General features: G+C 68.1%; 16 protein-coding genes. 6 read left to right on the top strand and 10 right to left on the bottom strand.

The window, feature by feature from the left end; all coding sequences use genetic code 11:
- Positions 1–29: 29 nt before the first annotated feature.
- Positions 30–2,192 (bottom strand): esterase-like activity of phytase family protein, encoded by a 2,163-nt coding sequence (locus tag BIX52_RS02355; RefSeq protein ID WP_075219372.1) that lies wholly within the window; start codon positions 2,190–2,192, stop codon positions 30–32.
- A gap of 101 nt (positions 2,193–2,293) precedes the next feature.
- Complete coding sequence (gene mutM, locus BIX52_RS02350) at positions 2,294–3,163, bottom strand: bifunctional DNA-formamidopyrimidine glycosylase/DNA-(apurinic or apyrimidinic site) lyase (protein ID WP_075219371.1); 870 nt, start codon at positions 3,161–3,163, stop codon at positions 2,294–2,296.
- Between the two features lie 80 nt (positions 3,164–3,243).
- Here mutM and ubiE point away from each other — a divergent pair, with 80 nt between their 5' ends.
- Both ubiE and ubiB read left to right on the top strand, forming a co-directional pair.
- On the top strand, positions 3,244–4,011 hold the full coding sequence (ubiE, locus tag BIX52_RS02345) for a bifunctional demethylmenaquinone methyltransferase/2-methoxy-6-polyprenyl-1,4-benzoquinol methylase UbiE (protein ID WP_075219370.1): 768 nt from the start codon (positions 3,244–3,246) through the stop codon (positions 4,009–4,011).
- Positions 4,011–5,585 (top strand): 2-polyprenylphenol 6-hydroxylase, encoded by a 1,575-nt coding sequence (gene ubiB / locus BIX52_RS02340; RefSeq protein WP_075219369.1) that lies wholly within the window; start codon positions 4,011–4,013, stop codon positions 5,583–5,585. Before ubiE ends, ubiB begins: the two co-directional genes overlap by 1 nt.
- A 316-nt stretch (positions 5,586–5,901) precedes the next feature.
- Here ubiB and BIX52_RS02335 read toward each other — a convergent pair whose 3' ends face one another.
- Positions 5,902–7,401, bottom strand: coding sequence for a CoA-acylating methylmalonate-semialdehyde dehydrogenase (locus BIX52_RS02335; RefSeq protein ID WP_075220114.1), 1,500 nt, complete (start codon positions 7,399–7,401; stop codon positions 5,902–5,904).
- Positions 7,402–7,505: 104 nt separating this feature from the next.
- Here BIX52_RS02335 and BIX52_RS02330 point away from each other — a divergent pair, with 104 nt between their 5' ends.
- On the top strand, positions 7,506–8,393 hold the full coding sequence (locus BIX52_RS02330) for a LysR family transcriptional regulator (RefSeq protein ID WP_075220115.1): 888 nt from the start codon (positions 7,506–7,508) through the stop codon (positions 8,391–8,393).
- A 15-nt stretch (positions 8,394–8,408) separates the two neighbouring features.
- On the opposite strand, the gene BIX52_RS02325 is transcribed toward BIX52_RS02330, so the two are convergent.
- From BIX52_RS02325 to aroQ, 5 genes are read right to left on the bottom strand one after another with little or no spacing between them, the layout of a single operon-like run.
- On the bottom strand, positions 8,409–9,125 hold the full coding sequence (locus tag BIX52_RS02325; RefSeq protein ID WP_075219368.1) for a transporter substrate-binding domain-containing protein: 717 nt from the start codon (positions 9,123–9,125) through the stop codon (positions 8,409–8,411).
- Positions 9,113–9,877: an HpcH/HpaI aldolase family protein gene (locus BIX52_RS02320; RefSeq protein ID WP_075219367.1), complete on the bottom strand. Its 765-nt coding sequence runs from the start codon at positions 9,875–9,877 to the stop codon at positions 9,113–9,115. The genes BIX52_RS02325 and BIX52_RS02320 overlap by 13 nt, the downstream gene beginning before the upstream one ends.
- 12 nt (positions 9,878–9,889) lie before the next feature.
- Positions 9,890–10,732: a shikimate dehydrogenase family protein gene (locus tag BIX52_RS02315; protein ID WP_075219366.1), complete on the bottom strand. Its 843-nt coding sequence runs from the start codon at positions 10,730–10,732 to the stop codon at positions 9,890–9,892.
- A gap of 13 nt (positions 10,733–10,745) precedes the next feature.
- Positions 10,746–11,783, bottom strand: a complete 1,038-nt coding sequence (locus tag BIX52_RS02310; RefSeq protein ID WP_075219365.1) for a Gfo/Idh/MocA family protein — start codon at positions 11,781–11,783, stop codon at positions 10,746–10,748.
- Positions 11,780–12,223: a type II 3-dehydroquinate dehydratase gene (gene aroQ / locus BIX52_RS02305; RefSeq protein WP_075219364.1), complete on the bottom strand. Its 444-nt coding sequence runs from the start codon at positions 12,221–12,223 to the stop codon at positions 11,780–11,782. The genes BIX52_RS02310 and aroQ overlap by 4 nt, the downstream gene beginning before the upstream one ends.
- A gap of 195 nt (positions 12,224–12,418) precedes the next feature.
- On the opposite strand from aroQ, the gene dctP reads away from it, so the two are divergent.
- From dctP to BIX52_RS02290, 3 genes are all read left to right on the top strand, one after another.
- Positions 12,419–13,426, top strand: coding sequence for a TRAP transporter substrate-binding protein DctP (gene dctP, locus BIX52_RS02300; RefSeq protein WP_075219363.1), 1,008 nt, complete (start codon positions 12,419–12,421; stop codon positions 13,424–13,426).
- A gap of 125 nt (positions 13,427–13,551) precedes the next feature.
- Entirely contained in the window at positions 13,552–14,100 is a 549-nt protein-coding gene (locus BIX52_RS02295; protein ID WP_075219362.1) for a TRAP transporter small permease, read from the top strand.
- A complete protein-coding gene (locus tag BIX52_RS02290) occupies positions 14,097–15,392 on the top strand; it encodes a TRAP transporter large permease (RefSeq protein ID WP_075219361.1) in 1,296 nt (431 codons plus the stop codon). Before BIX52_RS02295 ends, BIX52_RS02290 begins: the two co-directional genes overlap by 4 nt.
- A 30-nt stretch (positions 15,393–15,422) precedes the next feature.
- Here the strand turns inward: BIX52_RS02290 and BIX52_RS02285 are convergent, their stop codons facing one another.
- On the bottom strand, positions 15,423–17,213 hold the full coding sequence (locus tag BIX52_RS02285; RefSeq protein ID WP_075219360.1) for a hybrid sensor histidine kinase/response regulator: 1,791 nt from the start codon (positions 17,211–17,213) through the stop codon (positions 15,423–15,425).
- A gap of 2 nt (positions 17,214–17,215) precedes the next feature.
- The gene (kaiC, locus tag BIX52_RS02280) at positions 17,216–18,739 is read right to left on the bottom strand and encodes a circadian clock protein KaiC (protein ID WP_075219359.1); all 1,524 of its coding nucleotides are present in this window, start codon (positions 18,737–18,739) and stop codon (positions 17,216–17,218) included.
- Between the last annotated feature and the right edge of the window lies 1 nt (position 18,740).

The following is an 18,740-nucleotide window of genomic DNA, read 5'->3' as shown; positions in this document are numbered from 1 at the left end:
GCCTTTTTTGTTGTGCGGGGGAGGGTGGTTCAGTCGGCGAGGTTGGGGATGGCGAAGAAGAAGCTTTCGCCGGACGAATCGTCCACGCCGTCATTGTCCGTCACCACATAGCCGGTGCCGTCGGCGGCGATCGCGAGGCCCTCCGCCTTGTCGACCACGTAGCCGTTGAAGGACTGAAGGTCCGGGATCAGATCGCGCACCAGCGTCTTGCTCACTTCCGGGAGTTCCCCGCCCAAGGGAGCCGGGACGAGGTCGGCGAGCGGCACGGCGTAGATCGCCTTCACCTTCGCCGCCGCGCCGATCTGGTTGTCACGCTCCAGGATGTAGGCGTCGTCACCGTGGACGGCGATGTCGGAAAGGCCCATCCACCCCGTCTCGGCCGTCTCCAGCGGGTAGTGCACCGCGCCCCATTCGCCGGACGCCGGGGTGTAGGCGAGGAGCTTTACCATGCCCTTCGGGTCGTCGCCCCACTCGCGCTGCATGGTCACCCACAAGGTGCCGTCCACCATCGCGATACCCTCGGCGCCGAAGCGCTTCTCACCCTCCAGCAGGCTGTCCGGGAAGGCCACCTGCTCCTGGATCGCGCCGTCCGCCGCGACGTGGATGAGCTGGTGAGCGACGTCCTTCTCGGCGTTGCCTTCCGAGGCGAGCCAGAAGCCGCCATTTCCGTCCGGCGTGATGCCTTCGAGGTCGAGCCCCGTGGCGGGCGCGCCGTCCAGCGTCACCGGCGTCGCCGCGGTGATGACCGCCGGCGTCCGCGCCGCGTCGATGGTGAAGATCGACGGTTGCGCGGCGTAGAACGAGTCGTTGATCGCGTAGAGCGTGCCCTCGGCCTCCGGGTCGGTGGCGAGGCCCGACAGCGCGCCCCAGCCGATCGGCGGGTTGGCCGCGGGGTCCGACACAATGGTCGGATAGGCGGGCGCGCCGTCCTCTTTGGCGAACACCATCACATGGCTGCGCGGGCCGTTGTCCTCGACGAGGTCCGCCTCGTTGGCGACCACCAGAAGGCCGCGCGAGGGGATCGCCACCGCCCCCTCGGGCGCGATGCCGGACGGGAGTACCTGCGTCAGCTCCGGCGTGTCGCCGGAAAGGTCGAACACCGCCACCATGGAGCCGCGCTCGGAAAGGACGAAGAGGGTCGGAACGCCGTCATAGACGCCGAACGCCAGGCCCTCGGGCTCGATGCCCTTGTTCTCGGACCGCTTCTCCGGGTAGTGGCCCGCGCGCACGACGGCGTATTCGAGCGCCGTGCCGGAGTCCCACACCAAGGTGCCGTCGCGGTGGAAGATCGACACCGTGCGGCTGCCGCCTTCGTAGTCGCCCTCGTTGGCGATCGCCACGTGGTCCTCGTCGATCCACACGATCGCATCCGGCTCACGCGCCATGGTGATGGTGCCGGTGAAGTCGAGCGCGCCTTCCTCGGCCGTGTCGACACCTTCGAGCGTCACCGTGCCGGCGGAGAAATGGCTCGTCACCGTGCCGTCCGCCGACAGGATGACGATGTGGTTGTTCTCCTGGAGCGTCACCGCGATGTCGCCCGCCTCGTTGATCGAGACGAATTCCGGCTCGGGATCTTCCGGTGCGATCTTGGCGAGGCCCGTCAGGTCGACGGTCTTCAGCCCGTCGCAGTCCGGCGCGCCGTCCGCCAGCGGAACGATGACGAGGCTGCCCGCCGGCATCTGCGGCAAGGCACCGTCGTTCAGGTCCTCGTCGCGCTCGTTCTCGATGGCGATGGCGAGGAAGCTGCCGTCCTTCGCGAGCGCGATGGAATCGGGCTGGCCCGGCAGATCGCACGATGGGTTGACGCCGCGCGTCGCAATGTCCACGAGCTGCAGCAGGCCCGACGGATTGGTGTAGCTCTCCGACGTGTTGACGGCCGCATAAGCCGTCCCGCCGAGCACGGCGACGGAGGTCGGCTCGCCCAGCATCTCCACCGAGCCGCCCGCCACCGGCGCCGCGGGATCCGAAATGTCGATGAAGCCGATCGCGTTCAGCGGGCTGTCCGAATAGACGACCATCATCCCGTCCGCCGTGGCGGCGATGATCTCGGCCGACGTCTCGGTGGTGATCTCCGCGCCTTCGGGGAGGTTGCCCGGCACCGCGAAGGCCGAGACGCGGTTGAAGGCGTCGGCGTGAGCCGTACCCGCCGTGGCGCACAACAGCGCCGCCGTCACAAGAGTGGTCGTCTTCATCCGCAGATCCCCGGAAGTGGTGTTTTGCTCCTGTTACGTCCGGTTGATGATAGGTTTATGACGGATCGGTAACGTGCTGCGGCGTCAGCCCCGGCCGATCCTCACCGCTGGCAGGATGGGCAATAAAAGGTCGAGCGCCCGCCCTGCACGATGCGGCCGACCACCCCGCCGCAGTCCGCCCGCGCACAGGGGTCGCCCTCCCGCCCATAGACCGCGAAGGTGTGCTGGAAGCGGCCGAGGGACCCGTCCGCGGCGACATAGTCCCTGAGCGACGAGCCTCCCGCGGCGATCGCGTCCTCGATGACGGCGATGATGTGCGCCGTCAGTCGGACGAGCCGCTCGGTCGGGCCGCCGTCCTTCCTCACCAGCGTGCCGGCCAGCCGCCGCGGCGACAGGCGCGCCCGCCACAACGCCTCGCAGACATAGATGTTGCCGAGCCCCGCGATCACCCTCTGGTCCAGCAGTGCGGCTTTCAGCGGCGTCTTCTTGCCCGCCATCGCGGCGGCGAGGCCTTCCGCCGTCAGAAGCCCCGCCATCGGCTCAACGCCGAGATGGGCGAAGAAGGGGTGCTGGTCGAGGAGCGCCGTGTCCGCCAGCGTCATGAAGCCGAAGCGGCGCGGGTCGTTGTAGATGATCGTCGAGCGGGTCAGCCGCAGCGTCACATGGTCGTGCGCGGCGATCTTGCCCTTCGGAAAAGCGAACATGCCGGGCGGCATCTGCCCCTCCACCCTGAACGCGCCGGACATGCCGAGATGGGCGATCAGCGTCGTCCCATCGTCGAGATCGGCCAGCAGATATTTGGCGCGGCGGCCGAGCGTGGTGATCTGCCGGCCGGTCAGGCGCTGGCCGAACCCGTCCGGGAACGGGAACCGCAGGTCGAGCCGGGCGAGCTGCACCTGCTCGATGCGCTGGCCCTCCATCACCGGCGCCAGCCCCCGGCGCACCGTCTCCACCTCCGGCAACTCAGGCATGTCGTGTCGCACTCCCGCCGGATCCCGCACCCCCGTATGGCGATGCGGCGCGGACCCGGCTATGTGTTCGCCCGTTCGTAATGAAAGGCCAGTCCATGGAAACGTCCTTCGGCTTCCGCACCGTCCCGGAAGAGGAGAAGCAGGGACTCGTCAACACCGTGTTCGACACCGTCGCCAGCCGCTACGACGTGATGAACGATGCGATGTCGGGCGGGCTCCACCGGGTGTGGAAAGACGCCATGGTCGCCTGGCTCGCCCCCCCGCGCAGCCCGGCGAGGCCTTTTCGCGTGGTGGATGTGGCCGGCGGCACCGGCGACATCGCCTTTCGTATCGCCCGCCAGATCGAGGTCAACGGTTCGATCACCGTTTGCGACATCAATCCCGAGATGCTCGGCGTCGGCGCCAAGCGGGACGCCAAGCGCATCAAGCCGACGACGCCCTGCCGCTTCGTCGCCGCCAACGCCGAGACGATGCCGCTGCCGACCGGCTCGCAGGACGTCTACACCATCGCCTTCGGGATCCGGAACGTCACCCGCCGGCAGCAGGCGCTGGAGGAGGCTTACCGCGTGCTGAAGCGCGGCGGGCGGTTCATGTGCCTGGAGTTCAGCAACGTCGACATCCCGCTGATGGAGCAGATCTACGAGCGGTATTCGTTCGAGATGATCCCGCGCATGGGCCAGTGGATCGCCGGCGACGGCGAGCCCTACCGCTACCTCGTGGAATCGATCCGCATGTTCCCCAATGCCGGGCGCTTCGCCGCCGAGATCGAGCGCGCCGGGTTCGACCAGGTGAAGGTGCGCAAGCTCACCGGCGGCATCGCCGCCATCCACTCCGGCTACAAGCTCTGATGGGCCTATTACCCTACTGGCGCTTCCTCCACGCCGGCTTCGTCATGGCGCGGGAGGGCGTCTTCGCCATCGTCCCGCTGCAGGATGCGCCGGCCCCCGCCAAGCTCGCCGTGCGCCTGATCCGCACCATCGAGCGCCCGTCCGCCCGCAAGCGGGACATGGCGGCGCGCATGTCGCTGGCGTTCGACCGGCTCGGCCCGTCCTACATCAAGCTCGGCCAGTTCCTCGCCACCCGCGCCGACGTGGTGGGCGAAGAGGTCGCCGCCGAGCTGGCGCTCCTTCAGGACCAGGTGCCGCCGGTGCCGGACGCCGAGGCGAAAGCCGCCATCGAGGAGGCCATGGGCGCGCCTGTGGAGGCCGTCTTCGCCGAGTTCGGCGACTGCGTTGCCGCCGCCTCCATCGCCCAGGTCTACCGCGCCACCTTGGACGACGAGGTGCACGGCCGCCGCGAGGTCGCCGTGAAGGTGCTGCGCCCCGGTGTTGCCCGCCGGTTCGAGAAGGATCTGGAAGCCTACTACACCGCCGCCCGCTTCATGGAGCGGTTCGTTCCCAAATCCCGCCGCCTGCGGCCCGTCGCCGTGGTCGACACGCTGGCCGCCTCCGTGCGGTTCGAGATGGATCTGCGTCTGGAGGCCGCCGCCATCTCCGAGATGGCCGAGAACACCGCCGAGGACGAGCGCTTCCGCGTCCCGCGCGTCGAATGGGCGAAGACCTCCCGCACCGTTCTCACGATGGAGTGGATCGACGGGATCAAGCTGTCACGCGTTTCCGAGCTGCGCGACGCGGGGTTCGACCTGCCGACCCTCGGCCGCCACGTCCTGCAGACCTTCCTGCGCCACGCCGTGCGCGACGGCTTCTTCCACGCCGACATGCACCAGGGCAACCTGTTCGCCGAGGCCGACGGGACGCTGGTGGCCGTCGACCTCGGGATCACCGGCCGCCTGTCGCGCGAGGAGCGGGGGTTCCTGGCGGAGATTTTGTACGGCTTCATCGAGCGCGACTACCACCGCGTGGCCGAGATCCACTTCCGCGCCGGCTATGTGCCGATGACGCAGGACGTGGACCTGTTCGCCCAGGCGCTGCGTGCGGTGGGCGAGCCGATCCGCGACGCGACCGCGCAGGAGCTGTCGATGAGCCGCCTCCTGGCGCACCTCTTCGAGACCACCGACCTCTTCCAGATGCGCACGCAGCCGCAACTGATCATGCTGCAGAAGACGATGGTGGTCGTGGAGGGCGTGGCGCGGTCTTTGGACCCCAACCTCAACATCTGGCAGACCGCCGAACCCGTCGTGCGCGACTGGATGGTGAAGGAGATCGGCCCCGAGGCCACCGTGCGCAAAGCGCAGGATTCGTTCAGCGCCGTCACGCGGGCCGTGCTCGCAGCGCCCGTCCTCGCCGAGCGTGTGGAGCGCCTCTCCAAGGACTTGGAGATCGCTCTGGAGCGCGGCCTGCCCATCTCCGACCAATCGATCGAGCACCTGGGACGCTACGCCGTGAGCCGCTCCGCCGTGCGGCTGACCGCGCTGTGGGTGGGGGCGATCAGCCTCGCCGTGCTGGCGTGGAATTCGTTCTAGACGGGGCGCTTTAGCGGGGGCGTGCCCGGTGGGAGCGCCCCGCGAGGCGTTCCCCCTCGCGCTCCCCCATCTCGCCGATGGGCAGGTGTTCAGTGTGAAGGTGCGAAGAGCACCTTCCCTCTGAACACCTGATGCAAGGCTGCGACGGGATGCGGCGGCGTCAAGCGGCCGTCCTCGCCATGCTCGCGCCCTCTCTTGGGAGAGGGCACTGCGCGTGGCTCCGGGCGCCCACTTGACCCCGCCACATCCCGTCAGACGGTGCGGCCGTGCCGGAAAGAGTGTGCGGCCCCGTGGGTGGTGCGGGGCCGGTCGTTCGTCAGCCCAGCGTCGGCATCGAGAACTGTGCGTCGGCGCGCATGCCGTTGGGCCAGCGCATCGTCGTCGTCTTGATGCGGGTGTAGAAGCGCACACCTTCCATGCCGTGCATCGCGTGGTCGCCGAAGATGGAATCTTTCCAGCCGCCGAAGGAGTGGAAGGCCATCGGCACCGGGATCGGCACGTTGATGCCCACCATGCCGACCTCGATGTCCTGCGCGAACGACCGCGCCACGTCGCCGTCGCGGGTGAAGACGGCCGTGCCGTTGGCGTAGCGGTGCGAGTGGATGAGATCCACCGCGTCCTGATACGAGTTGCGGCGCACCACCGACAGCACCGGGCCGAATATTTCATCCTGCCAGATCGACATGTCCGGCGTCACGTTGTCGATCAGCGTCGGGCCGACATAATAGCCGTTCTCGTAGCCCTGGGGCGGGGTGAAGCCGCGCCCGTCGACGACGATCTTCGCGCCTTCCTCTTCGCCCTTGGTGATGTAGCCGAGGATCTTCTCCTGCGCCGCCTTCGTCACCACCGGGCCCATCTCCGACGCCTTGTCCGCCGCCGGGCCGACCTTCAGCGCCTCGATCTTCGGCACCAGCTTGCCGATCAAGGCGTCCGCCACCGCGTCCGTCACCGGCACCGCGACGGAGACCGCCATGCACCGCTCGCCCGCCGAGCCGTAGGCCGCGCCCATCAGCGCACCCACCGCCATGTCGAGGTCGGCGTCGGGCATGATCACCATGTGGTTCTTCGCGCCGCCAAGCGCCTGGCAGCGCTTACCGTTCGCCGTCGCGGTCGTGTAGATGTACTGGGCGATCGGCGTGGAGCCGACGAACGACACCGCCTTGATGTCCGCGTGCGTCAGGATGGCGTCGACCGCCTCCTTGTCGCCCTGCACGACGTTGAAGACGCCGTCCGGCAGGCCCGCCTCGGTGAGCCACTCGGCGATGAGGAGGGAGGCGGACGGATCACGCTCCGACGGCTTCAGAACGAAGCAGTTGCCGCAGGCGAGCGCGACGGGGAACATCCACATCGGCACCATGGCGGGGAAGTTGAACGGCGTGATGCCCGCCACGACGCCCAGCGGCTGACGCACCGAGAAGGAATCGACGCCCGTTCCCACATTGGCCGAGAAGTCGCCCTGGAGGTGGGTCGGGATGCCGACCGCGAACTCTACGACTTCCAGGCCGCGCGTGACCTCGCCCAGCGCGTCCTCGTGCGTCTTGCCGTGCTCGGCGGAGATCGCCTCGGCGAGCGTCCCCGCGCGGTCCCACAGGATGGACTTGAACCTGTCGAGGATGCGCGCGCGGCGCAGCGGCGGCGTCGCGGCCCAGGCCGGCCACGCGGCGGCGGCATTCTCGATCACCGCGCCCACCTCGGCCGTGGTCGCCAGCGCCACCGTCTTGTCGCTCTCCCCGGTCGCGGGGTTCCACACCGGCTGGCTGCGGCCGGACGTGCCGGCGACCTTCGCGCCGCCGATATAATGGGCAATCTCGGTCATCGAATCCTCCCGTTCGAGCATCGACCCTTCTCTGGGGTCTTCATTCGTGAATATAAACCGCCAACCTTGGCGCTCCGTTATGCGGAATTTGCGATAAGATGGCGATGGACTGGAACGACGCGAAGCATTTTCTGGCCGTTGCGCGCGAGGGGCAAGTGCTGGCCGCCGCGCGCCGCCTGGGGCTCAGCCAGGCGACCCTGTCGCGCCGCGTTGCCGCCCTGGAGAAGGCGGTCGGGGCGCGCCTGTTCGAGCGGTCCACCCGCGGCGCCACGCTGACCGACGCCGGCCGCCTCTTCCTCGGCACCGCCGAGCGGGTGGAGGCCGAAATGCTGACCGCCATGGAGCGGCTGAGCGCGGCGGAGGCGGCCCCCACCGGCACCGTGCGCATCGCCGCGCCCGACGGGTTCGGCAGCGCCTACCTCGCCCCGCGTCTCGGCGAGCTCGCCGCCCGTTATCCGGCGCTGCGCGTGCAGATCGTTCCGCTGACCCGCAGCTTCTCCCTCTCCCAGCGCGAGGCGGACGTGGCGGTGATGGTCGGGCGTCCCACCAAGGGGCGGCTCAGGGCGCGCGTCCTGTCCGACTATACGCTCGGCCTTTATGCGACGCCCGGCTACCTCGCCGCCCATGGCACGCCCGCCGCGGTGGAGGACCTCGCCGCCCACAGGCTCGTCGGCTACGTGGAGGATCTCATCGCCACGCCCGAGCTCAACTATGCCGAGGAGGTGTGGCGCGACTGGGTGTCCGCCATCGAGGTGTCGACCGCCATCGGCCAGCGCGAGGTGGTGCTGTCGGGCGCCGCCATCGGCCTCCTGCACGACTTCATGGTGGCGGGCGACGCGCGCGTGGTGCCGGTGCTCGCCGACCGGAGGCCCGTGCGCCGCTACGTCGCCGTGTGGCACGAGAACCTGGCCGGCTCGCGGCGGCTGGCGGCGGTGGTCGACTTCCTCGCCGCCATCATGCGGCGCGACAGGGCGCTGTTCCTGCCCGCATGAGGGGGAAGCGCGCGCTCATGCCGGCACCGTCAGTCCCTTCGCTCCGCCGGCGTCGATCGCGCTGGCGATGAACCCGTCCACCTTCGCCCGCACCAGGAAGGCGTCGAGCGCTGGGAGGGCGGCGGCCAGCGCCACCGGCACCGCCATCGCCTGACCCACCGACGCCAGCGCCTCGGCCAGGATGACCGCCTGCGTATCCTCCGCGAACCGCGCGAGCAGCGAGGCACGCACGCCCGCCACCGCATCGCCCTCGCCCGCGGCGAAACGGTCCATCGACGCGCCGGGGCTGTCCGCCCGCACGATGGTTGCGTGGCGGATCGTCTTGGCGAGGTGGAGATCGTAGGCCGAGCCCGCCGCCGACAGGATCGTCATGCCCGGCGCGTCGACGAACTTCACCGTCGCGGGACCGCCGGGGCGCACGGCGTAGGTGGTGTCGATCGTCACATAGGGCCGGGTGAAGGCGACGCGGTCTTCGCGCTCAGGATCGACGGCGAGGAAGGCGACGGACCAGCGCCCGGTGTCCGCATCCGCCACCACCTTGCCCGCACCGGGATAGACGACGGGGACAAGCTCGGCGCCGAGTTCTTCCGCCAGACGCGCGGCAAGGGCGGGGCTGATGCCCGAAAGCCGCCCGCCCTCGTCCTGCACCAGCGCCTTGTTGCCGGTGTTGATCGCGGCACCGAGCCGCCCGTCCGGGGCGATCAGCGCCGCAAGCTCTTTCACTTCTTCCACGCGGCGGCGCGGGCTGCGGCCCCGTTGCGCAGGATCGCCATGTCCACGTCCACCGCGGTGAAGAGGCTGCCGAGCGCGTCCACCTCGCGGTTCCACTCGTCGTTGAGCGACAGGAACCCGGCCGGCTTGCCGCAGGCGACGATGCGCTTGATCGCGTCCGCCACGGCGGCCTTCACATCCGGGTGGGACGGGTCGTGCGCATAGCCGAGGCTGGCCGCGAGGTCCGCCGGGCCGATGAACACGCCGTCCACACCGTCCACGGCGCAGATGGCTTCCAGATCGTCGAGCGCGGACTTGGTCTCGATCTGCACCAGAAGACAGATGTCCTCGCGCGCGGCGGCCGCATAGCCCTTCACCGCGCCGTAGCCGGTCGCGCGGGTAATGCCGGCGACGCCGCGGAAACCGTGCGGCGGATAGGCGACGGCGGCGGCGGCGAGCTTGGCCTCCTCGGCGTCGCGCACATAGGGGATGAGCAGGGACTGCGCGCCGCAGTCGAGCAGCTTCTTGATCTCGGCCGGGTTCAGCGAGCTCGGCCGCACGATGGGCGACACCGGGTAGGGCGCCACCGCCTGCAGCAGCGGCATGACCGAGAGCGGGTCCAGCGGGGCGTGCTCGGCGTCGAACAGCAGCCAGTCGTAGCCGCAGCCGGCCAGCATTTCGGCGACGTTGGTGTCGGCCATTGAGCACCAGAGGCCGATCTGCCGCTCGCCGCGTTGAAGGGCGGCCTTGAAGGCGTTGCGACGCAAGTCCATGGGGTTGGTTCCTCAGTATTTGATCTTGGCCAGGCGGCGGAGCGCGTCGGGCGTGGTCGAGGGGAGGTCGAAGAATTCCAGATATGCCGGAATCTGCTCGAACAGCATATCCGTCCCGATCTGTGTCATGCAGCCTTTTTCGCGGGCCGTCTTCAGGAACGGCGTCTCTTCCGCCTTCATCACGACTTCGCCCACGAAGGTCGCCGCCGTGACCGCCGACAGGTCCATCGGCAGCGGATCGCCCTCCGCCATGCCGAGCGGCGTCGCGTTGACGACGATGTCGTGTCCGGCCGGGTCGTTGGCGCCGGTCGCCACCGCCAGACCGGGGTAGTGGGCGGACAGGCTGGCGGCGAGGCGCTCGGCCGCGGCACCCCGCGCGTCGTAAAGGGCGATCCGCGCGGCACCCGCCTTGGCGAGTGAGGCGGCGATGGCCGACCCCACACCGCCCGAACCGCAGACGAAGGCCGACGCGCCGGCGATCGTGCACCCTTTGGCGAGGACGCCGCGAACAAAACCCTCACCGTCGAACATGTCGCCGACGAGGCGGCCGTCCGCCGCCCTCTTTACCGCATTGCAGGACCCGCACACCTTCACCGTGGTTGACGCCTCGTCCAGAAGGTCCACCACGCTCACCTTGTGCGGCATGGTGATGAGCGCGCCGGCGATGTTGGTGAGGCGGAAGAGGAGCGGCAGGAAGGCAGCGAAATCCTCCGCCGTCACCCCCATCGGCATCACGGTGACGTCGATGTCCCGGTCGGCGAAGTAGGGGTTGTAGATCATCGGCGCCTTGAAGCTCTCGGTCGGCACGCCGAGGTGGGCGATGAGGCGGGTGCGTCCCGAGATGAGCCGGGTCATGCCGCGCGCCTCCTCAGGGCCGCGCCAGATGCACCGGCGCGCCGGTGGCCGCCGATGTCTTCACCGCCTCGATGACCTCCAGCGCCGCGAGCCCGTCGCGCCCGGTCACCTTTGGCGCTTCCTCGCCGCGGATGACGGCGCCGAACTGCGCCATCTGGCACACCAGAGGGTCAGCGAAGGGGTAGGGGAAGCGCGTCGCCGAAAGCGGCTCCCACCACGATCGTTTCGCCGGGTTGGCCCAGAAGGAGAGGGACGGGATCGCGAGCGAGCCGTGTGTCCCGGCGAGCCAGTAGCAATCCTCGGAGGTGGCCGGGTACACCGGGTTCTCGCGCGCCGTCATCTCCCACGACCAGGGCGTCACCACCGTGTCGGAGATGTTGACAGTGCCGAGCGTGCCGGACTGGAAGCGCAGGAGAACGACCGCGGTCTCCTCCACCTCGTTGCCGCGCACCGCATTGGAGTCCATCGCGTGCACGGTGACGACGGGGCCGCACAGCATGTGCAGAAGGTCGATGTCGTGGGAGAGGTTCATGTAGACCGGCCCCGCGCCCTTCTTGCGGCGCCACGGGGTGTCGAAATAATCGTCGGGCTTCATGAACCAGGTGGTCGCTTGCACGCTGGCGATGGTGCCGAGACGCCCCTCGTCGACGATCTCCTTCGCCTTCGTCATCAACGGGTTGTGGCGGCGGTGATGACCGGCCATCAGAACCACGCCCGCCGCCTCCGCCGCCTCGACAAGACGGCGCGCTTCGGCAAGGTCCGTCGCGAGAGGCTTCTCCACCAGCACCGGCTTGCCGGCGGCGATGCAGGAAAGGCCCCCCTCGACGTGGACCTGGTTCGGGGTGGCGAGGACGATGCCGTCCACGTCGTCGCGGGGGATTAGGTCGTCCAGCGAGGAAAGCCACGGCACGCCGTGCTTTTCGGCGACCGGGCGCCCCACGGCCTCCGACGGGTCGGCGACGGCGGCGAGCGTCACCCCGTCGGCCACCTGGATCGCGTCGGCGTGGCGTGCGCCGATCAGCCCCGCACCGGCGAGGCCGATCCGAGTCACTTCTGCGCCTCGACGACGGTCATGATGCGCCGGACAGCCGCCTCGTAACCCTCGATGCCGAAGCCGACGATCGCCCCGTCCGCCCTCAGCGAGATATAGGAATGGTGGCGGAAGCTCTCGCGCTTGTGGACGTTGGAGATGTGGATCTCGATCACCGGGCCCTCGAAGGCGTTCAGCGCGTCGAGGATGGCGACGGAGGTGTGGGTGTAGGCGCCCGCGTTGATGCCGATGCCGCAGGACGTCTCGCGCGCACGGTGGATCCAGTCGACGAGCTGGCCCTCATGGTTGGACTGGAGAAACTCCACCTCGAAATCGTCGCGGCACAGGGTGCGGCAGTTGTTTTCGACCGTCTCCAGCGTGTCGTAGCCGTAAATGTGCGGCTGGCGTTTCCCGAGAAGGTTGAGGTTGGGGCCGTTGAGGATGGTGATCAGGCGGCTCATCGCACACTCGTTTGTTGTTATGAGGCGATGGTATCGCCGCGCGAGGGGGGGTTTGTGAAGAGGGGCACGCCCTGTTGCGGCGAAGTCCGCCGAAACACCAGCGCCCAAGGCGCCGCGCAGCGAAGGCCTTGCGCGTTGCTTCCCGGACCAAGGTTCGATAACGCTTGCAAAAAAATAGACCTTGGGAGGACCACAATGAATCAGATGATCAGGCGCCGGCTGTTGTCCGCGTCCGCGGTTGCCCTCTTGTCGGCGACGCTCGTCGGCCATGCCACCGCGCAGGACAAGGTGCAGCTGCGTCTCTCCGCCGTCAGCTCGGAGACCGACCAGCGCGCCGTCGCCCTCGCCGAGAAGTTCGGACCCGCCGTGGCGGACTTCGCAAGCTACGAGCCGCACTACAACGCCACCCTCTTCGCGCAAGGCGCGGAGCTCGAGGCGATCGCCACCGGCGACCTCGAGATGTCGATCACCTCGGCGCAGGAACTGGCGACCTTCTTCCCCGAATTCTCCATCTTCACAGCCGGTTACGTGTTGCAGGACGCCGACCATCAGGTCCGCGTCTTCAACGACGAGGTGTTCGACGCCTTCAAGCAGAAGGCCGAGGACGAGCTGGGCGTGATGCTGCTGGCGCCGATGTATCTCGGCCGCCGCCAGGTGAACCTGCGCCAGTGCAAGGACGAGCTGGACGTGAAGACGCCGGCCGACCTCGCAGGCGTGAACCTGCGCATGCCGGGCACCGATGCGTGGCAGTTCCTCGGCCGCGCGCTCGGCGCGAACCCGACGCCGATGGCCTTCACGGAAGTCTATACCGCGCTCTCCTCCGGCGCGGTGGACGGGCAGGACAACCCGCTTCCGACCGTCGTCGACGCCAAGTTCTACGAGGTCACCTGCCAGATCGCGCTCACCTCGCATCTGGTGGACTGGAACTTCATCGCCTTCTCCAAGGCCGTGTTCGAGGAGCTGACCGAGGATCAGCAGCAAGCCGTGCGCGACGCCGCGTGGGCCGCCGCCGACTTCGGCCGCGAGAACCAGTTGAAGAAGGAAGAGGAACTCGTCTCCTTCCTGGAAGAGAACGGTCTCACCGTCTACGAGCCCGACGTCGCCGCCTTCCGCACCCATGTTCAGGAAGAATATCTGAAGTCGGAGTTCGCCCAGACCTGGCCGGACGGTGTGCTCGACAAGGTGAACGCGCTCGGTAACTGACGCGGGCTTGAGGCGAGGGGGCGTGCCGCGGCGGGCCCCTCATGCCCGGCCGCCGCGCCCGACCGACCAACCCTGCCCGACCACGCCTGAACGACCACGCCTGACCGCCGCGGGAGAGGACCGCCATGCGCACAATCGCACGCGCCTTCCGCGGCGTGACGGAAGGGATCGCCGCCCTGATGATGGCGGCCATCTTCCTCACCTTCGTGCTGCAGATCGCGGTGCGCTACATCGTCGGCTCGGCGTGGTTCACGGCCCATTTCGGCACCCTGGTGGATGCGGCCTCCTTCGGCTGGACGCTCGAATTCATCATGGTGCTGTGGCTGTGGGTGATCTTCTTCGGCAACGCCTTCATCGTGCGCGAGCGTGACCACGTCACCTTCGACATCCTCTATTTCGCCGCCGGTCCTGGTCTCAGGCGGGTGTTCGTGATCGTCGGCTCGCTCGCCATCATGGCGGCGCTGTGGCTCTCCATCGAGCCGACCTACGGCAAGATGCGGATCCTGCGCATCAAGTCCTCGGCCACGCTGCCGGTGAAGATGCTGCCGATCTACTCGATCTACTTCCTGTTCCTCGCCGTCGTCGGCCTGCGTTACGGCTGGCGCATCGTCGAGACGATCCGCCATGGCGTGAAGCCGGAGCCCCACCACCACCTCGAGATCACCGACGAATGAGCGTCGAAATCCTCTTTCTCGTCGGGACGCTCTTCGTCCTCGCCGGCATCGGGGTGCCGATCGCCTATGCCATCATCGTGGCGTCGATGGCCTATGTGGCGGCCGCCGGGCAGTCGATCGGCATCGTCGGCAAGACCTTGGTGGACGGCATCTACCAGTCCTTCCTGCTGCTCGCCGTGCCGCTCTTCATCGTTGCCGCCAACATCATGAACGCCGGCACCATTTCGGACCGGCTGCTCGGCTTCTGCGTCGCCGTGGTGGGGCGCTTCAAGGGCGGCCTCGGCCACGTCAACGTCGTGGCGTCGCTGATCTTCTCGGGCATGTCGGGCTCTGCGGTGGCCGACGCGTCCGGCATCGGCAAGGTCATCATCGACATGATGGTGCGCTCCGGACACTATTCGCGCGGCTATGCGGCGGCGATCACCGCGGCCTCGGCCACCATCGGGCCGATCATCCCGCCGTCCATCCCGATGGTGCTCTACGCGCTCGTCTCAAACTCCTCCATCGGCTACCTCTTCCTCGGCGGCATCGTGCCCGGCCTCTTCATGGGTGTGGTGCTGATGATGATGAACGCGATCATCGCCACCCGCCGCGGCTTCGAGACGGACGAGGTGGTGCCGCTTTCCGAACTCCCCAAGCGCACGCTGAACGCCTTCCCGGCGCTGCTCATGCCGGCGATCCTGCTCTACGGCATCTATGGCGGCGTCACCACGCCGACGGAAGCCGCGGCGGTGGCGGCGGCCTATGCGCTGGTGCTGGCGGGGGTCTTCTACCGGGCGCTTTCGGTGAAGGCGCTCTATTCCATCCTGGTGGACAGCGCGCGCTCGTCGGCGGCGGTGGGCATCGTCATCGGCGGCGCGCTCATCCTCAATTACGTCGTGGCGTCGGAAAACATCCCGAGCCAGCTCGCCGCCGTGCTGGTCGAACTCGACGTGTCGCCGATCGTCTTCATGCTCGGCGTCAACCTGCTGCTGCTGATCCTCGGCTGCCTGCTCGATGCGACGACGATCATCCTCGTCATCATCCCGCTCTTCATGCCCACCTGCCGCGAACTCGGCATCGACCTCGTGCACTTCGGCGTGGTCGCGGTGGTCAATTGCATGATTGGGCTGATCACCCCGCCCTACGGCATCCTGCTCTTCGTCATCAACGCGGTGACGCGCATTCCGCTGGCCGAAATCATCCGCGAGATCTGGGCCTTCCTCGCCGTTCTCGTCGCGGCGCTTCTCGTCCTCATCTTCGTGCCGGACGTGACGCTGTGGCTGCCGCGCGTGTTCGGCTATCAGGGATAGGCACGCGACCCGGCCAGCAGGGGGAGGGGACTACTCGGCAACGGCCCCGTTCAGCATCCGCCGCACTTCTTTCAGGAGGACGGTCGGCGGGAAGGGCTTCAGAAGGTAGTCGCGCGTGTCGTCCTTGATGGCTTCCAGCCACTCCACGCTGTCGCTGTAGCCCGTCACCAGGATCAGCTTCAGCTCCGGGCGCGAGCGGAACAGCCAGGCGGCCAGCTCCCGCCCGCCGAATTTCGGCATCACCACGTCACTCACCACCAGCGAAATCGTCTTGTCGCGGCGGATCAGCGCCTGCCCGTCGAGCCCGTTGTCCCGCCGCGTCACCTGATAGCCGCCGCGCTCCAGCACGCGCCGCATGACGTGGGCGACGTCGTCGTCATCCTCGAGCAGCAGGATGTGAGGCTTGCCGTGGGTGCGGATGGCGGCGGCCATCGCGCTCTCCGCAGGGCCTTCGTCGCGCGGGAAGTAGAGCGTGATCGCCGTGCCTTCGCCGACCGTGGAGGACACCTTGATCGTGCCGCCGCACTTCCTCACATAGCCGCGGCTGACCGACAGGCCGAGCCCCTGACCCTGCCCGGTGGGCCGCGTGGTGAAGAAGGGGTCGAAAATCCGCGGCAGAACGTCGGGGTCGATCCCGCTGCCGGTGTCACGCACGGTGATGGTGGCATAGTCACCGCGGGGCAGGCCGTTGGGCGAGCCGGTCGTGGCGCCGGTGGAGACGGTGATCTTGCCGCCCGGTCCGGTCGCCGCCGTCGCGTTCAGGATCAGGTTGTTGAGGACCTGGCGCAGCTCCACCTCGTCCACCAGGATGTAACGCGATGCATCGCCCGCGTTCACCTCCAGCGTGATGTTGCTGGGGATGGTGGTGCGCCACAGCGCATACTGGTCGCTGAGGGTGTTGGCGATGTCGAGCCGGGCGGGCGCGGACGCGTGCGCCTGGGAGAGGATCAGCATCTGATTGGCGAGGCTGCGCGCCCGCTCGATGATCTTGTCGACGCCGTCGAGCTGGCGCTGCGCCTCCGGGCTCTGCACCTGTTCGCGCAGGAAATAGAGGTTGGTCATCGCCACGACGAGCATGTTGTTGAACTCGTGCGCGATGCCGCCGGCCATCAGGCGTATGGCGTCGGACTTTTGCGCCTCGGCCAATTTGTCCTGCAGCGTCTTCATGAGGGTGATGTCGCGCACGAGGGCCAGCGTCGCCGGCCGGTCGTCCCACTCGATCTCGGCGAGGCGCACGTCGCCGATGCGCGGCTCCCCGTCGACCGTGACGTCGAGTTCCGCCCCCTCCGGGCCGACGGAAAAGGTGATGTGCTCGCCCGCCAGGTCCTCGCCCTCCGGCGCGAACCATTGCCGTGCCGTCGCGTTCGCCCGCTGCACCACGCCCTCTTCACCGATGACGATGAGCGCGTCCGGCGTGACGTTGATGAGGTGGGTGAGGTTGCGCTGGTGGCGCCGCGCGTCGCGCAACAGGCCCGCTTGCCGGCCGACGATGGGAAGCGCGTTCGCGAGCGCGTCCTCGCCCGGCACGACGGCGACTGCGGCCGGCAGGTCCGTCATCGCGCCGACCGCCATCACCACCGCGCGCTCGGCCCAGGCGGCGATGCGCTCCGGCACTGCCCCATCCTCGAGATCGTGATCGGCGAGGACCAGGATGTCGTCGAACGCCAAGCTCTCGTAGGCGGCCTTGAGGGACGGCCTGGTCGTCACCTCCACGCGGCATCCGCCGACGATCGACTGCCCGTCCCTGAAGAGCGACGTCTCCCAGGCCGCACCCTCGGTGCGCACCAGTCGCACGATGGGGAGGGGAGCGGCCTGGGCCATCGTCAGATCCCGTCTTCGGAGATGATCGAGGCCAGGCGTTCGGACTCGGCGCTGAAGCTGTAGCTCGGTACGCCCGACAGGATGCCGTGCACGCCGGTGAAGGCGCCGAGGATGCGCATGCCCATCCCGTCGATCACGTATTCGCGGATCGCCTTTTCGTGCCAGGTGCCGCGCATCTTCAGCACCATGATGCCGCGCCGCATCTCGCCGTTGATCTCGACATAGCGCAGCAGGATGATGGAATCGGTGATGGTCGAGATGTGCGTCTCGGTGACCGACTGGGTGCCCATCAACAGCGAGGTCGTGTTGGTGAAGATCGCCGTGACGCGCTGCACCTTGATGAAGGCGGTCAGGCCGATCACGAACTCGCGGAAGGATTTGGGTGTCGACACGCGCTCGAACGCCGAAAGGCTGTCGACGGCGATGCGGTTCGGCTTGAATTCGGAAATGAGTCGCTTCATGCGCAGGAGGTGGTCCTCCAGGCCGAACTCCTCGGGCGAGTGGTTGGCGATCTTCAACAGGCCGTCCTCCTCGGCCTTGACGAAGTCGACGCCCCAGGAGGCGGCGTTGCGGCAGAGCTGCTCGCGCCCTTCCTCGGCGGCGAACAGGAGGAACCTCTCGCCATTGGCGATCGCCGCGCGCACTTGCTCGGCCACCATCAGCGTCTTGCCGGTGCCAGTCGCGCCGGAGACGAGGATGATGGAGGCCTCGAACAGTCCGCCCCCGGTCATCTGGTCGAGCGGCTCCAGCCCGGACGAGATGCGGGTCGTCGGCGCGGCCTGATAGAGCGTGGTGGAGGACAAGGGTACGACGTTCACGCCGTCCAGATTGTCGATCGTGAAGGGGAATTCGCCGCGCTGGTGGGCGGTGCCGCGCGTCTTCAGGATCTCCACCGTGCGGCGGCGCGTTTCGCGCTCCAGCCGGTTGCGCAGAATGACGACGTTGTCGGCGATATATTCCTCGACACCGAAGCGGCCGATCACTTCGTCCGTCTCGTCCCGCTCGATCGTGATGATGACGGTCGTGTCGAGATCGAGTAGGCGTGAGATGACGCGCAGAAGCTCGCGCCGCACCATCCCCGCATCGGCGAATTGGGGCAGCAGCGAGCCGATGGAATCGAGGACGACGCGCTTGGCGTTGACGCGCTTGACCGCCGCTTCCACGCGCACCATGAGCGCCGAGAGCTGGCTGCCCCCCAGGTCGATCGTTTCTTCCTGCGGCTCGGGCGACAGGTCGACGATGGCGAAAGCGTCCTTGTCGATCAGCGTCTGAAGGTCCCAGCCGAACCCGCGCACGTTGCGGATGAGCCGGCTCGGGCGCTCCTCGCACGTCACGAAGACGCCGTTCTGGCCGTAGTCCGTCGCGCCGGCGTAGAGAAACTGCAGCGCGAACACGGTCTTGCCTGCGCCCGATGCGCCGGCGATCAAGGTCGATCCATTGACCGCCAGTCCACCGAAGGAAATAGCGTCGAATCCGGCGACGCCGGTGGGCAATTTGGGAAGGTCGAAAGCGGTCTCAACACTCATG

The sequence above is a fragment of the Acuticoccus yangtzensis genome (assembly GCF_001927245.1).
Lineage (GTDB): Bacteria > Pseudomonadota > Alphaproteobacteria > Rhizobiales > Amorphaceae > Acuticoccus > Acuticoccus yangtzensis.
Note: the sequence above shows the minus strand (reverse complement) of the source record. Positions and strands in the feature narration are given on the sequence as shown.

Excerpts from the sequence above, each read along its gene's own strand:
- BIX52_RS02355 (WP_075219372.1), bottom strand. The coding sequence starts at position 2,192 with ATGAAGACGACCACTCTTGTGACGGCGGCGCTGTTGTGCGCCACGGCG.
- mutM (WP_075219371.1), bottom strand. The coding sequence starts at position 3,163 with ATGCCTGAGTTGCCGGAGGTGGAGACGGTGCGCCGGGGGCTGGCGCCG.
- ubiE (WP_075219370.1), top strand. The coding sequence starts at position 3,244 with ATGAAAGGCCAGTCCATGGAAACGTCCTTCGGCTTCCGCACCGTCCCG.
- ubiB (WP_075219369.1), top strand. The coding sequence starts at position 4,011 with ATGGGCCTATTACCCTACTGGCGCTTCCTCCACGCCGGCTTCGTCATG.
- BIX52_RS02335 (WP_075220114.1), bottom strand. The coding sequence starts at position 7,401 with ATGACCGAGATTGCCCATTATATCGGCGGCGCGAAGGTCGCCGGCACG.
- BIX52_RS02330 (WP_075220115.1), top strand. The coding sequence starts at position 7,506 with ATGGACTGGAACGACGCGAAGCATTTTCTGGCCGTTGCGCGCGAGGGG.
- BIX52_RS02320 (WP_075219367.1), bottom strand. The coding sequence starts at position 9,877 with ATGGACTTGCGTCGCAACGCCTTCAAGGCCGCCCTTCAACGCGGCGAG.
- BIX52_RS02315 (WP_075219366.1), bottom strand. The coding sequence starts at position 10,732 with ATGACCCGGCTCATCTCGGGACGCACCCGCCTCATCGCCCACCTCGGC.
- aroQ (WP_075219364.1), bottom strand. The coding sequence starts at position 12,223 with ATGAGCCGCCTGATCACCATCCTCAACGGCCCCAACCTCAACCTTCTC.
- dctP (WP_075219363.1), top strand. The coding sequence starts at position 12,419 with ATGAATCAGATGATCAGGCGCCGGCTGTTGTCCGCGTCCGCGGTTGCC.
- BIX52_RS02295 (WP_075219362.1), top strand. The coding sequence starts at position 13,552 with ATGCGCACAATCGCACGCGCCTTCCGCGGCGTGACGGAAGGGATCGCC.
- BIX52_RS02290 (WP_075219361.1), top strand. The coding sequence starts at position 14,097 with ATGAGCGTCGAAATCCTCTTTCTCGTCGGGACGCTCTTCGTCCTCGCC.
- BIX52_RS02285 (WP_075219360.1), bottom strand. The coding sequence starts at position 17,213 with ATGGCCCAGGCCGCTCCCCTCCCCATCGTGCGACTGGTGCGCACCGAG.
- kaiC (WP_075219359.1), bottom strand. The coding sequence starts at position 18,739 with ATGAGTGTTGAGACCGCTTTCGACCTTCCCAAATTGCCCACCGGCGTC.